This is a genomic window from Mesorhizobium sp. 131-3-5, assembly GCF_016756575.1.
In the GTDB taxonomy this organism is placed as follows: domain Bacteria; phylum Pseudomonadota; class Alphaproteobacteria; order Rhizobiales; family Rhizobiaceae; genus Mesorhizobium; species Mesorhizobium jarvisii.
Genome location: NZ_AP023254.1, coordinates 6,088,970 through 6,103,925, shown reverse-complemented (window position 1 = coordinate 6,103,925; position 14,956 = coordinate 6,088,970). Strand labels below are relative to the sequence as shown.

13 protein-coding genes are annotated in these 14,956 nt (G+C 61.5%); 6 read left to right on the top strand and 7 right to left on the bottom strand.

Annotated elements, in window-relative coordinates; all coding sequences use genetic code 11:
• The first annotated feature begins 84 nt into the window (after positions 1–84).
• From JG747_RS29760 to JG747_RS29745, 4 genes are all read left to right on the top strand, one after another.
• Positions 85–588: a molybdopterin-dependent oxidoreductase gene (locus JG747_RS29760; RefSeq protein WP_027047202.1), complete on the top strand. Its 504-nt coding sequence runs from the start codon at positions 85–87 to the stop codon at positions 586–588.
• Positions 585–2,774: an ATP-binding protein gene (locus tag JG747_RS29755; RefSeq protein WP_202360601.1), complete on the top strand. Its 2,190-nt coding sequence runs from the start codon at positions 585–587 to the stop codon at positions 2,772–2,774. The genes JG747_RS29760 and JG747_RS29755 overlap by 4 nt, the downstream gene beginning before the upstream one ends.
• A gap of 2 nt (positions 2,775–2,776) precedes the next feature.
• Positions 2,777–3,850, top strand: coding sequence for an HD domain-containing phosphohydrolase (locus JG747_RS29750; protein WP_019860150.1), 1,074 nt, complete (start codon positions 2,777–2,779; stop codon positions 3,848–3,850).
• Positions 3,851–4,003: 153 nt separating this feature from the next.
• On the top strand, positions 4,004–4,369 hold the full coding sequence (locus JG747_RS29745; RefSeq protein ID WP_202360600.1) for a hypothetical protein: 366 nt from the start codon (positions 4,004–4,006) through the stop codon (positions 4,367–4,369).
• Positions 4,370–4,585: 216 nt separating this feature from the next.
• On the opposite strand, the gene JG747_RS29740 is transcribed toward JG747_RS29745, so the two are convergent.
• From JG747_RS29740 to JG747_RS29730, 3 genes are all read right to left on the bottom strand, one after another.
• Entirely contained in the window at positions 4,586–4,924 is a 339-nt protein-coding gene (locus JG747_RS29740; protein ID WP_010914203.1) for a DUF779 domain-containing protein, read from the bottom strand.
• Between the two features lie 67 nt (positions 4,925–4,991).
• Positions 4,992–6,509, bottom strand: a complete 1,518-nt coding sequence (adh, locus tag JG747_RS29735) for an aldehyde dehydrogenase (protein WP_019860147.1) — start codon at positions 6,507–6,509, stop codon at positions 4,992–4,994.
• Between the two features lie 144 nt (positions 6,510–6,653).
• Positions 6,654–7,616 (bottom strand): GAF domain-containing protein, encoded by a 963-nt coding sequence (locus JG747_RS29730; protein ID WP_019860146.1) that lies wholly within the window; start codon positions 7,614–7,616, stop codon positions 6,654–6,656.
• A gap of 665 nt (positions 7,617–8,281) precedes the next feature.
• Here JG747_RS29730 and JG747_RS29725 point away from each other — a divergent pair.
• A complete protein-coding gene (locus JG747_RS29725) occupies positions 8,282–9,241 on the top strand; it encodes an aldo/keto reductase (protein WP_019860145.1) in 960 nt (319 codons plus the stop codon).
• A 95-nt stretch (positions 9,242–9,336) separates the two neighbouring features.
• Complete coding sequence (locus JG747_RS29720; protein ID WP_019860143.1) at positions 9,337–10,029, top strand: N5-glutamine methyltransferase family protein; 693 nt, start codon at positions 9,337–9,339, stop codon at positions 10,027–10,029.
• A gap of 54 nt (positions 10,030–10,083) precedes the next feature.
• Here the strand turns inward: JG747_RS29720 and JG747_RS29715 are convergent, their stop codons facing one another.
• The 4 genes from JG747_RS29715 to nadE are packed head-to-tail and all read right to left on the bottom strand — an operon-like array spanning position 10,084 to position 14,942.
• A complete protein-coding gene (locus JG747_RS29715) occupies positions 10,084–10,350 on the bottom strand; it encodes an acyl carrier protein (RefSeq protein WP_019860142.1) in 267 nt (88 codons plus the stop codon).
• Between the two features lie 55 nt (positions 10,351–10,405).
• Complete coding sequence (locus JG747_RS29710) at positions 10,406–11,959, bottom strand: class I adenylate-forming enzyme family protein (protein ID WP_019860141.1); 1,554 nt, start codon at positions 11,957–11,959, stop codon at positions 10,406–10,408.
• Positions 11,949–13,976 carry an asparagine synthase (glutamine-hydrolyzing) gene (asnB, locus tag JG747_RS29705; RefSeq protein ID WP_038644781.1) on the bottom strand — a complete coding sequence of 676 codons (2,028 nt, stop codon included), beginning with the start codon at positions 13,974–13,976 and terminating at the stop codon, positions 11,949–11,951. Before asnB ends, JG747_RS29710 begins: the two co-directional genes overlap by 11 nt.
• A 6-nt stretch (positions 13,977–13,982) precedes the next feature.
• Positions 13,983–14,942, bottom strand: a complete 960-nt coding sequence (gene nadE / locus JG747_RS29700) for an NAD(+) synthase (protein ID WP_038652174.1) — start codon at positions 14,940–14,942, stop codon at positions 13,983–13,985.
• Between the last annotated feature and the right edge of the window lie 14 nt (positions 14,943–14,956).

Genomic DNA, 14,956 nt, shown 5'->3' with positions numbered 1-14,956 from the left:
CGCTCTTCACGCATGACTGCGGCGCCGGCGATGCGCCCTGTTTCGCCGCCGCGCCAAGCGCGTCGGCTTCCGAAAGGCTATCCGATGAAAATCCTGATCGTGGCGGCGCTGCTGGGCGCACTGCCTCTCTCCAATGCTATGTGCGCCACGCTTGGAGCACCCAGGGGCGATGTCGTCCTGACGGTCACCGGTCACATCGACAACACCAACGCTGGAAACACCGCGACCTTTGACATTGCCATGCTGCAGGCACTTGCCGGCAGGCGGGCGAGCATGGAAACCCCCTGGACCGAGGGCGCCACCGAGTTCGATGGGCCATATCTGAAGGCCGTCCTCGATGCAGCCGGCGCCCATGGCAAGACGCTGCGGGTCAAAGCCCTCAACGACTACGCGGCCGACGTTCCGGTCGAGGATGCCACCGACTATGAGACGATCCTTGCACTCAAGATGAACGGCAAGCCGATGTCGGTTCGCGACAAGGGACCCCTCTTCATGATCTACCCGTTCGACAAGAACCACGAACTCTACAACGAGAAATACTTCTCGCGTTCGGTGTGGCAGATCAAGGAAATCGAGGTCGTCGATTGAAGCCCGAGCTGATCGAGAGCCGGGAGGCCGTTCGGCGGGCCGGGAAGGCGACGCGATACCTGATCGCGGTCTCCGTGGGGCTGATGCTTGCGCTTGGGGGCGCCTTCGCCCATCTGGCCGCTAGGCAGAACACACTGCAGGATAGCATTCGCGAGGACGCCTTGTGGGCGGTCTACCAGCTGGATAGGGAAAGCCGGAGCCTCGCGCAGGCGATAGACCGGCTGACCAGCAAAAGCGCCGTCAGCGCCGAGGAGGTCAGGGCGCTCAATCTGCGCTATGACATCCTTTATTCGCGGCTCTCGATCCTCGACAATTCAAAATATGCCTCCTTCTTTGAAACCAACGAAACCTTCCGAGGCGTGCGTATGCAGGTGCGGGGTCTCGTCGTCGGACTTGAATCCGTCTTCGACCGCATAGCCGCCGACGGAGCGGTCGAGCATGCGACCTTGATCGGCGCCTCGGATACCCTTGTTCGCCTGCTGAAGGTCACGGAAGGCCTGCTCACCTACACCAACGCCTCGGTTTCGGCCTCACGCGCCGATGCCCGCGACGAGGTGATGCGGCTGCAGCAGCTGTCGGCGCTGGTCGTCCTGGCGCTGGGCTGCTCGATCGGACTGCTGATCCTGAATCTCATGCGCCAGTTGCGCATCGTTCAGGTCACTAGCCGTCAGCTTGAGGCGACGGCGGACGAATTGTCGATGGCGTACCGTGCGGCCGAGGTTGGCAACCGCGCCAAGTCCGAATTCATGGCCACCGTCGGCCATGAGATCCGCACTCCACTCAATGCCATTCTCGGCATGTCCGAACTGCTCTCCCTTTCGCAACTCGCGCCGCGCGACATGGAGAGTGTGCGTATCATCACAAGCTCCGGTCAAGCCCTACTCGAGGTCATCAATGAGATCCTCGACTTCGCCAAGATCGAACACGGCGACTTCGCCGCCGAAAGTGTTCCCTTCGACGCGCCGGCCATGTTGCGTGACGTCGCCAGGGTCATGGAGGGCAGGGCGGGCGAGCAGCGCGATCGCATCGAGATATCGAATGGCTGCGCGCATCATGGCGGATGGTACGTCGGCGATCCCACCCGGCTGCGGCGCGTGCTGCTCAATCTGTTGAGCAATGCGGTGAAATTCACCGAGAATGGCCTGATACGTCTCAGCATGGCGGAAAGCGAAGATGGGGCGCGGTTGCGCTTCCAGGTGTCCGACACCGGCATCGGAATCCCGCTGGAATCACGCCATCGCCTGTTCATGCCGTTCAGCCAGGTCGATGGCACGATCAGCAGACGCTTCGGGGGTACCGGCCTTGGGCTGGCCATCTGCAAGAAAGTGGTCGAGGGGCTCGGCGGCACGATCGGGGTCGACAGCAGCCTAGGGGTCGGGAGCTGCTTCTGGTTCGAGGTGCCGGCCAAGCGCAGCGATCCGCCCGTCGTCACCACGACGCGCGCCGTTGTGCTGCCATCATTCAACATCCTTGTGGTCGAGGACAATGCGGTGAACCGCGAGGTGGCGCAGCAGTTTCTCGAATTGCTGGGCCAACGCGCCGTTCTGGCCGCAGATGGGCGCGAAGGCGTTCGTCTGGCATCCGAATGGCAGTTCGATCTGATCCTCATGGACATGCAGATGCCGGTCATGGATGGGATCGAGGCCACCCGTACCATCAGGGCGGCGGGCCATAGGGTGCCGATCGTTGCGATGACGGCAAATGCGTCCGATGAAGATCGCAGACGCTGCATCGAGGCGGGCATGGACGGGTTCGAGGCCAAGCCGGTCACCATGGCGAGGCTCGGCCATCTGATTGACGGGCTCGCCGGAGCCGCCGGCCGAATGGCGCCTGTCATACCCCGCCTGGGCGGCGATGAAGCCGCTGACGGCGGAACTCCCATGGACCTGCGGACGCGCGAATTGATCGAGACTCTTGGACAGGATGCATTCCACAGATTGATGGATTCGTTTCTGGACGACTCCGCCGCGCTGCTTCGCGACCTGCATCGCGCAATGTCGAGCAGCGACCGGACGCTCGCCGACAGAACGCTCCATTCGCTCAAGGGCGCCGCTGCCAATCTGGGCCTGACGTCACTCGCGGCCTTGGCTGATGAGGGCCGCTGCCGACCACTCGACGTCAAGCTGACCAAGGATATCGAGCAGGAAGTTGCGCGGATCGACCGAAACGGCAGAAGGGCGGCGTAGTGATGAGCAACGAAAGCATCGGCATATTGATCGTCGAGGACAACCGCACCAACCGGATGCTGATGGAGATGCTGGTCGGCCAGATCCCGAACTGTGTTGTCACCAGCTATCCGGCGCCGGCGGATGTGCTGCGCGATCTGCCTTCGATCAGCTTCGACCTCGGCATCGTCGACTACCAGATGCCAGGCATCAACGGCATCGAGCTCATCGAACACATCCGCAGCGACCGACGGTTCGCCGACACGCCCTTCGTGATGGTGACGGCCGATGGCGACGCCAGCACGCGCATGGATGCCATCCATGCGGGCGCCATCGAATTTCTGCACAAGCCGATCGAGCCCGTGGAGTTCAAGGCTCGCACAAGAAACCTGGTGAGGCTGTGCGAGGCGCAGAAGGAGCTTGCCCACAGGGCGGAGTGGCTGAGGAGCGAGGTGGCAAAGGCCACGCTCGAACTGCGCCACCGCGAGGAAGAGATCATAAATCGCTTGACCCTCGCCGCCGGATACAAGGACCGGGAAACCGCCATGCACACGACCAGGATGGCGCACTACAGCGCCGTGCTAGCGAAACAGCTGGGATTTTCCCCCGAGCAATGCCGCGACATCCAGCTCGCGGCACCGATGCATGACATCGGCAAGGTGGGCATTCGCGATGCTATCCTCCTTAAACAGCAGAAGCTCAGCGATGCCGAGCGACAGCGGATGAACGAACACACACTGATCGGCAGCGCCATCCTCTCCGGATCGACATGCTCGCTGCTGAAACTGGCCGCCGAGATCGCTGAATCGCACCATGAGCGCTGGGACGGGGGTGGGTATCCAAACGGTCTCAAGGGTGAGGCAATTCCGCAGGTCGGACGCATCGCCGCGGTGGCCGATGTCTTCGATGCCCTCACCTCGGAGCGTCCTTACAAAGCCGCATGGCCTGTCGGCCGGGCATTCGACTACATCAAGGAACAATCCGAACGCCATTTCGACCCAGCCTGCGTCCAGGCACTGCTAGCGGCGTCCAAGGACATCCTCGAAGTGAAAGCCGCCTATCCAGACGATCCCGCCGAGAAGCGCTACATGGCTTGAAGTCGCATACAGGTGTCCAGCAACCGGGGCGCAGGTCTGCCAGTTCCCTCCTTGCCGGCTGCTTGATCCGACGCCTTTGCGCCAGATCAAAGCCCGACTGTCGTTTGTGTGCGAAACGCTCCGGAGAGGCGAGGGGGGAGCACACGCGACGTCATGTCTACCAACGGCATCAGCACAATGATCCATATGACGCTGGCCAGGGCCGTTCCCTATGTTACTGGCGCGCTGGCCGCCCATGGCTTCGACGTCGTGCAGTCCATTGGCATGAGGAGCCAAAAGCGGGCCGAAGACGGTTTCAGGATTTTCGGCTTCAGGGTGCTCGGAGTTTCCAATCGCGATATCGTCTTCCAAGGCGCCAACGGCACCGCCAACGCGATCTGGTGCAACGTGTTTCTGTCCGAGCACAGTGAAAACGCGGTCAAGGTCATGGCGGTGGATCCGCTGCCATCGGTAGCGGCGGCCGATCCATCGGCGATGAACATACGCCTGGCACTGTCCAAGGCTATACTAAGCCTTTAAGGCGCGACCGAGCCCGCAGATCTGCTTGGCGAACACCGTCTTCGTCCGAGAGCTGTCGATTTGCCCGCTGCTGTCGCAGGTGGCGGGTTCGGACTGGGAAGCCGCGCATGTGGGGACCGAAGCACGCGCCGCCTGCCGCCTGTCGGTTGTCCACGCGTCTGTTTTCTGGTGCGTCCTTTCACCGAGGCAAAGGGGAAGCAGCCCGATGCACCGACATCACATCTGAACGGCGCAGATCGTCGACCGCGTCAGGAATCGCTTCTCACGACCATTGTCGAGCGAGAACATGCCGCCGCGACCAGGCACCACGTCGATGATCAGATCGGTGTGCTTCCAGGCCTCGAATTGCGAAGCGCCGATGTAGAAGGGCGCGTCTTCGATGTGGCCGAGCAGTACATCGTGGTCGCCGACGATGAAGCCGGCGCGCGGATAGCACATGGGCGACGAGCCGTCGCAGCAGCCGCCGGATTGGTGGAACAGCACCGGCCCATGTTCGGCAACGATCTCCGCGATCAGTTCGAGGGCGGCCGGCGTCGCCGTGACCTTAGCGTGCATGGTCTTTCCGATCTCCAGTCTTGGGCGCGGCCCCTCGCGGAGCCGCGCCTGTGCGACAAAGAGCCGATCAGAAGAAGCCGAGCTTCTTCGGGCTATAGCTGACCAGCATGTTCTTGGTCTGCTGATAATGGTCGAGCATCATCTTGTGCGTCTCGCGGCCGATGCCGGACTGCTTGTAACCGCCGAAGGCCGCATGCGCGGGATAGGCGTGGTAGCAGTTGGTCCAGACGCGGCCGGCCTGGATCGCGCGGCCGAAGCGATAGGCGCGGTTGCCGTCACGTGTCCAGACGCCGGCGCCGAGCCCGTAGAGCGTGTCGTTGGCAATGCTGAGCGCTTCGTCGTCGTCCTTGAAGGTCGTGACCGAAACCACCGGTCCGAAAATCTCTTCCTGGAAGATGCGCATCTTGTTGTGGCCCCTGAACACGGTCGGCTTGACGTAATAGCCGCCCGCCAGGTCGCCAGGCAGAACATTGCGAGCGCCGCCGGTCAGCACCTCGGCGCCTTCCTGGCGGCCGATGTCGATGTAGGACAGGATCTTTTCCAGCTGCTCGGACGAGGCCTGGGCGCCAATCATCGTCGCCGGGTCGAGCGGATCGCCCTGCACGATCGCTTCGACGCGCTTGAGGGCACGTTCCATGAACCTGTCGTAGATCGATTCATGGATGAGCGCACGGCTCGGGCAGGTGCAGACCTCACCCTGGTTCAGCGCGAACATGACGAAGCCTTCGATGGCCTTGTCGAAGAAATCGTCGTCCTCGGCGACAACGTCCTTGAAGAAGATGTTGGGCGACTTGCCGCCCAGTTCCAGTGTGACGGGGATGAGGTTCTGGCTGGCATACTGCATGATCAGCCGGCCCGTCGTGGTCTCGCCGGTAAAGGCGATCTTGGCGATGCGCGGCGACGACGCGAGTGGCTTGCCGGCCTCGAGGCCGAAGCCGTTGACGATGTTGAGCACGCCTGGCGGCAGCAGATCGCCGATAAGATCGGCCCAAAGCAGGATGGCGGCCGGTGTCTGCTCGGCGGGCTTCAGCACCACGCAGTTGCCGGCCGCAAGCGCGGGCGCAAGCTTCCAGCATGCCATCAGCAGCGGGAAGTTCCAGGGAATGATCTGGCCGACCACGCCGAGCGGCTCGTGGAAATGGTAGGCGACAGTGTCGTCGTCGATCTGCGAAAGGCTGCCTTCCTGGCCGCGCACGGCGCCGGCGAAATAGCGGAAATGGTCGATGGCCAGAGGCAGATCGGCCGCGGTCGTTTCCCGGATCGGTTTGCCGTTGTCCCAGGTTTCGGCGCAGGCGAGGAGATCGAGATTCTCCTCCATGCGGTCGGCGATGCGGTTGAGGATAAGCGACCGCTCGGCCACGCTGGTGCGTCCCCACGCGTCCTTGGCGGCATGGGCCGCATCCAGGGCCGCCTCGATGTCCTGGGCATCCGAGCGCGCCACCTCGCACAGCAGCTGGCCGTTCACCGGGGAGTGGTTATCGAAGTAGCGGCCGGAGCGAGGCTCGGTCCATTTGCCGCCGATGAAATTGCCGTAACGCTTGTCGAAAGGCGCCTTGACCGGGCGTGAGAATTCAACCTTGTTCATGTGTCTTCCTCCCAAAGCTGACGTCGCGGGATGCGACGCTTCGGAAGAGACTTGCGATTTATGCTGCCAATGTCACCGCCCCGGAGACAGCGGGCGGGCGGGATGTGTCGCAGAATTGCGACAGTCCTTTGAGGTTTCGACTGGTCAGTGCGACCTGTGTACATCCAGGCGATTGAGCTTGCGGTGAAGCGTCGCGCGGCTGATGCCAAGCGCCTGGGCTGCGGCCGAGATATTTCCGTCTGCCCGCGCGAGCGCTCGCTGCAGAACACCGCGCTCCGCCTCGGCAAAGACTTCGGGGCCAGCCCAGCCGAGCAGATCGGCCGCGGGCATCGGCTTGTCGAGGCACTGCTGGGTAATTCCAAGCGCAAGGCGAGCCGACCGGGTCGCGCCGACCACCAAATCGTCGGTATCTACAGCGATTAGAGCGCCGGAGCCTTTGTCGGCCACCGGCGCCAGCAAAATGCGCGCCTTGGGGAATGCCATTTTGAAGTTTTCTGCTTCGATCCGACGCGCCGCGTCGATAACGGCCAGCGAAATAAGGTTGGCAAAAGCTTCGGTCAGGTCAGCACGGCAGGAAGACACATCAAGCGCTGCCACCAGATCTCCCTGGTGATCGTAGATCGGAGCCGTGGTGCAGCTGAGCCCCGTATTGCGCGTATGGAAATGCTGGTCGCGGTGGATCGTCAGCGCGCGCTGTTCGACCAGACAGGTGCCGATACCGTTGGTGCCCTCGCTTTGTTCGTTCCAGACGGAGCCAGTCCACAAACCCCAGGAATGAAACGTTTCGTCATCCACGGGCGCGCCGCGCCGTTCGACCGGCACGCCGTCACGATCGGCGAGGAGGACACAGCACCCGACGCCGCCCACCGCAAGATAGAGCCGGTCCAGACTCGATTGGGCAGCCCGGACGAGTGGTTCGATGCGTTGTCGGGCCTGCCCCAGCTCAGTCTCCGTGAGGTAGCGTGGGGAACTGCAGTCGGCTGGATCGAGCCGGTGCAAATTGGAAGACCGTCGCCAGGACGCGACCAGCGCGGATTTCGCCGCCGCGTCCGAAGCGATCGCGGCCTGAATGCGGTCGGCATGATGACCGGATAGGTCCTCGCCCATGCTTCCTCCCAAGACCAGTCTTTCCTTCAACTAAATCAGGCTTTCCTTCAGCTCCTGGAACATCGCTGCTTCAAGACAAGGTCGCGCTGGTGCCATACCAGATTCGGCTTTCAGTCATGACACTGTCAATTCGACAGAAGAACCAGAGGAGGAGTCATCGAACTGCGATATCCGGCCAAGCCATAGCCCTCCTCGCCGAGAACACTCTTTGCTCCTAGGCGTCCATCAGGTGGTTCAAAATCTAGCACAAAGAACCGGGCATTCATTGATCGAGAGCAAAGATCTGCTCATTATGGCCTGGTCGCCGAAATTACCGCCAAGGCATACAGATAACTGCCCTGCAGACGTCGCTGATCGATGTGGAACAATGCAGGAAGATTTCTGATCCCAATCCACGAAAAATCAACAGAATCAAAAATATAAATGTATCTTTCGCGCCTGAAAATATCTTTCAGGAGTGAGTTCCAATGGAGAAGCATCTGGCCAAACTATGCATGAAGTCACCTGGGGTTAAGATCCGAAACCCGCAGATATGCCATTTCACGCCGCCTTTTAATTGGGGAAGGATTCATGATTTTCTTACTTGTCTCTTGACAGAAAGATAAAAAATCATTCGACTGAGAAAACGGCGGCTTGGGGTGCCGATATCAAAAAGAGGCTTCGCCATGAAGCGGGTCTTTGTCGAAGCTATCGGCAGCAAGGTTTCAAGTATCGGTTTTGGCTGCGCTTCGCTTGGCTCTCGCATCGGAGTTCGCAAGGGCATCGAGACCTTGGAACGCGCCTACGAAGCAGGGGTGACCTGGTACGACGTAGCGCCTTCTTATGGCGACGGCATGGCTGAATCGATCTGGGGTGAATTTGCGTCCAGGAAACGCGATCGCGTCTGTGTCTGCACCAAGGTTGGCATGCGCCCACCGAAGACCTCCGCCACCATGCGACTGCTGAAGCCGTTGTCGCGGATAGCTGTGGCGACGGTTCCGGCGCTTAAGCAGCATGCTTCAAGAGTGCGCCCGACGCCATTCAAGGTGCCGCTGTCTGCGGCGTTGATAAGATCAAGTGTCGAGGAAAGCCTGAAGCGTCTTCGCACGGATTATGTCGATGTCCTCGCACTGCATCGTCCGACCGCCGAAGAGCTTGTTCGCGAGGATATCATCCGGGCCGTGGAGCGCGTGATTCAGGACGGGAAAGCCCGGGCCATCTCGGTCGCGGGAGATCTCGAGGCCGGAATGACGGCTCTCCAGGAATCGCTGCCTTATCGGTTCGTGCAGATTGCCAATACCCCGCTGGAGTCAAACCTCGCCAAGTTGAAGGCGCGCTCTCACCGGCACAGAACGTTCGTAACGCACGGGACCTTCTCGGGCCTCAATCGAATCGTCGCGAAATTCAATGCGCGCAAGGAAATACTGGTCGCTCTTGGTGACCTCGGATACCACGGCAGTCCCACTGAAATTGCGATCGCATTTCTCGCCGATTACGCATTCGCAACGAATTCAGCCGGCGTCACCCTGGTCTCCATGTTCAAGAAGGAACACCTCGATTTCAATCTGCGGCGATTGAAGCACGATCCAACACCCGACCGCCTGAATGCCGCCATAGCCGCGCTCGACATGGGTGTGGAAGACTGATCGGCTGGCAGCTTGCCGGGTTATCCAACGACAGGTTTGACTGGCGCAGGAATGCCGAACAGCTATACTGGGAAGATCAAGCCAGTGGGGTCGCCATGAGCAAAGAGTTCAGTGTCGCCGACGCCTATGGTACGGGCCGCGCCATCTTCATGGGACTTGAGTTGCTCGTCGCGCCCGGTGCGCTCGTCCCCCGGCCAGAGACGGAATTGCTGGGCACGACGGCCCTTGGTGTTTTGCATCAAATGAACCTGCCGGCGCCGCGCATCGTCGACATGTGCTGCGGCACTGGCAATCTGGCGTGTGCCATCGCCCACCACATTCCCACCGCACGTGTCTGGGCGAGCGACCTCACCGATGGATGCGTCGACGTGGCGCGCCGCAACGCCGCCCATCACGGCATGGCTGACCGCGTTTCGGTGCTTCAGGGCGACTTGTTCGACGCTCTCTCGGGCCTCGGGCTCGACGGGACGATCGACGTGATCGTCTGCAATCCGCCCTACATTTCGGAAAAGCGGCTAGAGGGCGACCGGGCGCATCTGGTCGAACTCGAGCCGCGCGAAGCGTTCGCGGCCGGCCCTTACGGCCTGAGCATCCACATGCGGGTGATGAAGGACGCGCCACGATACTTGCGGCCTGGCGGCACCCTGCTCTTCGAGGTCGGCCTTGGCCAGGACCGACAGGTGATGGGACTGCTTGAGCGCAGCAAGGCATACGAGAACATCCGCGCTGTGTCGAACGAAGCGGGCGAGGGCCGGGTGGTTCTGGGGCAAGCCAAGGCGCAGGCATGAGCGTGCCGAAAGCCAGAGCAATTGCGCGAACCGGTCCGGGCTTTACGCCGGCAATCAGTTCATCTTGCGGATGATGTATTGCTCGATCCCTTGAATGGAATCGAGGTTTTCAGGCAAGAGCTCGCTGTCTTCCACGATGATGCCAAAGGTCTCCTCGATGAAGCCGATAATCTCAAGCACTCCCGTCGAGTCGACGATGCCTTGATCGAGCAAGGACGTGTCGTTCATCAATGTCTTCACGTCGCTCACGTAGAAATTCGAAACCAGGAAACTGCGGATCTGCTCGCTGTAGATTCCGGTGCGGTCCTTGATCGTCAACATGAATTCGCCCTCTGTAAGACACCATAAATTAAGCGACCTCGTCCCCGAGCCCACCTCATGACAAAGCCGTTTTCTTGAGTTTGCCGGTATCCGTCATCGGCAGGCTGGCCACAACGACGATGGACTTCGGAACCATGAAGTTTTCCAGTCGTTTCTGGCATTCCATCTGCAGCTGTTTTTCGCCGATGGTTCTTCCATTCTCCATCACGACGAACGCCTTCACAGCCTGCCCAAGGAGTTCGTCGGGAACACCGATGACCGCTGCTTCCCGGACACCGGGAATATCCATAAGGGCGTTCTCGACTTCCTTCGGCGCCACCTTCTCGCCTCGCGACTTTATGATCTCGTCACCACGGCCGACGAAGTAGAGGTAGCCCTCCGCGTCCATCCGGCAGTAGTCGCCGGTGTATAGGACCTGCTCGCCGGGCAGCGGGCCGGGTTTGAGCTTCCTGGCCGTCGCTTCGGGCTTGCCCCAGTATCCCTTCATCACTGTCGCGCCGCGAATGACGAGCTGGCCGACGACGCCGGGGGCGACCCGCCTGTCATGTTCGTCAACGATCCACATTTCCGTATTCGGGATCGCAATCCCGACGCTCAACGGCTTTCGCGCGAGATCCTCCGGCGGCAAATAGGTGCAACGCTTGCATTCGGTGAGGCCGTACATCGAATAGATGCGTGCGCTCGAAAACAGCTCCCGAAGCATGAGAATATGCTTGAGAGGCAGGGCCGCCGCGGTGTTCGTCACGTAGCGAATGCTTGAGAAATCCTGATCCTTGAGGGACTTGAGCTCGGAGAGTGCCGCAAAGATGGTCGGCACGCCGGGAAAACCCGTAACCCCCTCTTGCCTGATCAGCCCAAGGACCTGCGCCGGGAAGGCGAACGAACGTTCGAGCACAAGCCGGGCCCCGGTGCGAAACGCCATGATCATCTGGTACAGGCCGTAATCGAAGGCGAGGGGCAGGACATTGAGGATCACCTCGTCCTCGGCAAGCTCGAGGTAGGAAGCGATCGACGTGCATGCGGTCATCATGTTCCTGTGCGTCAGCATCACGCCCTTGGGTTCCCCTGTCGAGCCGGACGTGTAGATGATGGCGGCAAGATCGATATCGATGCAGCGCCGCGCCGGCGGCTTGGCGCTGGCGGCGACCGCGATGTCCCAGCGTACGGCTTGCGGCAATCGGGAGAGCTCGTCGTCATCGATCGATCCGGAAACAATCGTCCGCAGAAGTGACGGGCAGCTGCGCGCCGGTTCGCGGAAGATCGAGTGCAAATGCGCGTCCGTGATCAGCGCCGCGGGTAGGCAGTCGTTGAGCAGATAGTCAAGCTTGTCGCTCTTGGTCAGCGGGTTGACGATGCACACCACCGCATTCGCCTTGAGCACCGCCCAGAAGCTCACCACCGTCTCGACGGTGTTGTCGGCAAAGATCATCACACGGTCGCCGCGCGCGACCCCTGATGCGGCCAAATCCGTGGCGACTGCATTGGCGCGCGCCTCGAGCTCGCCATAGGTGACACGTTGCTTGCCGCACACCAGCGCCACCTTGTCGCCGAGCCGGCCGGCGGAGTGGGCGAGGTAGTCATGCAGCAGGGGTACGGCATCATGCAACATGCAAGCGCTCCTCCCGATGTTCGCGGTCGACGTCGACGCTGAGTCCACGCACGTGGGTTGCACTGGGACAGCTCGCGACAAACTGCTGGTGAAGGAGCTGGGTCGACAGCACGCCGACAAGCGCCATGTTGTCGGCATTGGAAAGATCACCGTCACCGGTCCTGGCCTGGCACTTGTCGAGCAGGCGTGTGACCGAAGCCGGATCGAAAACATTCGCCTTGCGTATAGCCGTCTCCGAAAGCGCTTCGCGAATGTACTCCGGTGCGGCGTCGGCAGCGAAGCAAAGCGCATTGGGTGCCCGGAATGGCTGCTTCTTGCGGGTTACGATCTCGGAGGGCACGATTGGCTCCGCCACGCGTTTCAGCACGTGCTTCTCGTCGAGGACACGCAGCTTGTAGGAAGGCGGAAGTGAATTGGCGAGCCTCACGAGTTCATCGTCCAGGAATGGGAAGCGTCCCTCGACGGAGTTAGCCATCAGCATCCTGTCGCCCTGCGAGGAAAGCAGATAGCCCGACATCAACGTCTGGACCTCGAGATACTGGTCCTGCGCAAGAGGGCTCCAGCGCGAAAACGCCTCGGGCAGACGGCCAAGCAACTCCGACACGGCGTCGCGGCGCTGGGATTCGGCGCGCAGATCCGCGGAGAACAGGCGCTTGATGGCGCCGGTGCTGCGCCAGCGCGTATCATGGGCAAAGCCGGGCGCCTCATAGGCCTCGATCCCGCGCCCGAAAAACTGGCGCGCCATCGCTTGCTGTTGCACCGGCGAGCGGGTGAGATACGGGTAAAGCCGCTCCAGGAGGCGTGAGCGTCGTGTCGACGTCGGCTGGCGTCCCCAGAATCGGCGGACCTTGGCTTCGCGGAACAGGTCGTAGCCGGCGAACATTTCGTCGGCACCCTCGCCGGTCAGCACGACCTTGATGCCACGCTCGCGCACCAGCCTCGACAGCAGGAACAGCGGCGCCGGGGCGGTCCTCAGTATCGGGCGCTCGGTGTGGTAGATCACCTCAGGAAAGATTGCCGCGATATCGCCGCGCGAAACCACCACCTCGTGGTGTTCGCTGCCGGTTGCTTCGGCAACCAGCCGCTGGAAGCGGGTCTCGTCATATTCGGCGTCGGCAAAACGCAAGGAGAAGGTCTGGAAGCGTCGGCCGGCGAAGCGCCTTCCCAGTGTCGCCACAAGCGAGCTGTCCAGCCCTCCCGAGAGGTAACACCCCACAGGCACGTCGGCGCGCACCATTCGAAGTGCCGTCGCGGCTTCGAGGGCGCCACGCACGCGATCCACCGCGTCATCGCACGACCCGGTGAACTCGCCCTGCAGCGCTCCAATATTCTCGGGGTAGGAAGGCTGCCAAAAGACCTGCTCGCGAACAGTGCCATCCTGGTAGATGCGGACATGCCCGGGCACGAGCTCGTGGATTCCCTGAAATACCCCCTGCGGTGGAACGACCGTCCAGAGCGTGAAGGTCTGATCGAGGCCGGCAGGATCAAACGCGCGGGGGATGGTTGGATCGGCGGCGAAAATGGCCTTCACTTCACTGGCGAAATAAAGGCGGCCCGCATGCTCGCAAAAATGCAGGGGGCAAATGCCGAACCGGTCGCGCGACAGGACGAGACGACCTGCTATTGAGTCCCAGATTGCGATCGCCCATTGGCCGTTCATCCGCTCGAAGGCCGCTTCGCCCCACGCGCGATACGCATGCAGCGCGACCTCGGTGTCGCTGCGGGTTCGGAAGCGGTGGCCGAGCGCAATCAGCTTTTCCCGCAGCTCGACATAGTTGAATATCTCGCCGTTGAACACGATCCAGGTCGTATCGCCTGTGTCCGCAAGCGGCTGCTGGCCGCTGGAAAGATCGACGACGGACAGGCGGGCATGCGCCAGCCCCGCGCGTTTGTCCCGGTAAAGGCCGCGCTCGTCCGGACCTCTGTGCGAGAGCGTGCCCACCATTCTCATCAGCGCCTCGCGTGAAGGAGAAGCCGCCGCGGCGTTCAGGGCCACAATTCCAGCGATGCCGCACATTCCCGCTCAATCCTCGCCAATTTCCACGGAGAGCAAAGGCCGTGCGTGAAGATAGTGGGCGGCCCGCCGTTTCGCGTCGATGTCCTTGAAAACCTTCTGCAGCTGGGGCTCGGTGAGGCCGGCAACCGCCGCGACCTCGTCGTTGGCGATCCCTTGGTTCAGGCCGTAGAGGCATAGATCCATCAGATGATAGGGCAGCGCGAAGTAGAACTCCTCCTGGCTTTGCGCCATGGAGAATGTGTCGGTGGTCGGTGCCCGCTGGCGGATTTCCTCGTCCACGCCGAGATATTCCGCGAGCTGGTAAACCTGGGTTTTGTAAAGGTGGACGATCGGCATCACGTCGGCGGTTCCGTCACCCTGCTTGACGAAGAACCCCTGGTCGTACTCAAGACGATTTGGTGTCCCCGCAACCGCATATTTGAGGCGGTCGGCGTGGTAGTATTCCGTCATCTTGCGCAGACGCTGCTTATAGTTGGTTGCGGCGACGATCTGCAGATAGGCAGCAGGCGACAGACGCACCGTGTCGACCTTGCCCTCCGGATCCTGGACGGTGAGCCGGGTGATGTTGAGGCCGTTGCTCTCGAGAACCGGTTCGATCACCAGCTTGCATTTCCAGCCGTCCCCGTAGTCGGGAACGACGGTCCGGATCGCCTCGATCTGCCGACGGTAGGCGCCGACGGCCTCCACTGCCGGGCCTATGTCTTCCAGGATATTCTCAATGCCAAGCTGTGACGCGACCCGGCGGCCAAGTCTCAGGGAGTCGCCGGAGGAATCGCGCTCCGGCATGAACAGGCCCAAGACCTTGTCCTTGCCGAACGCCCGTGTGCACAGGGTCGCGACGACGGAGCTGTCGATGCCGCCGGAAAGGCCGACAACCACTCCGCGACGGCGGAGCGTGCCAAGAACCTGCTTGCGCAAGGTGTCAACGATTCGATCGACCTCCGCACGAGCATCGAGCACTAGCATGTCCTTGCTGAAAT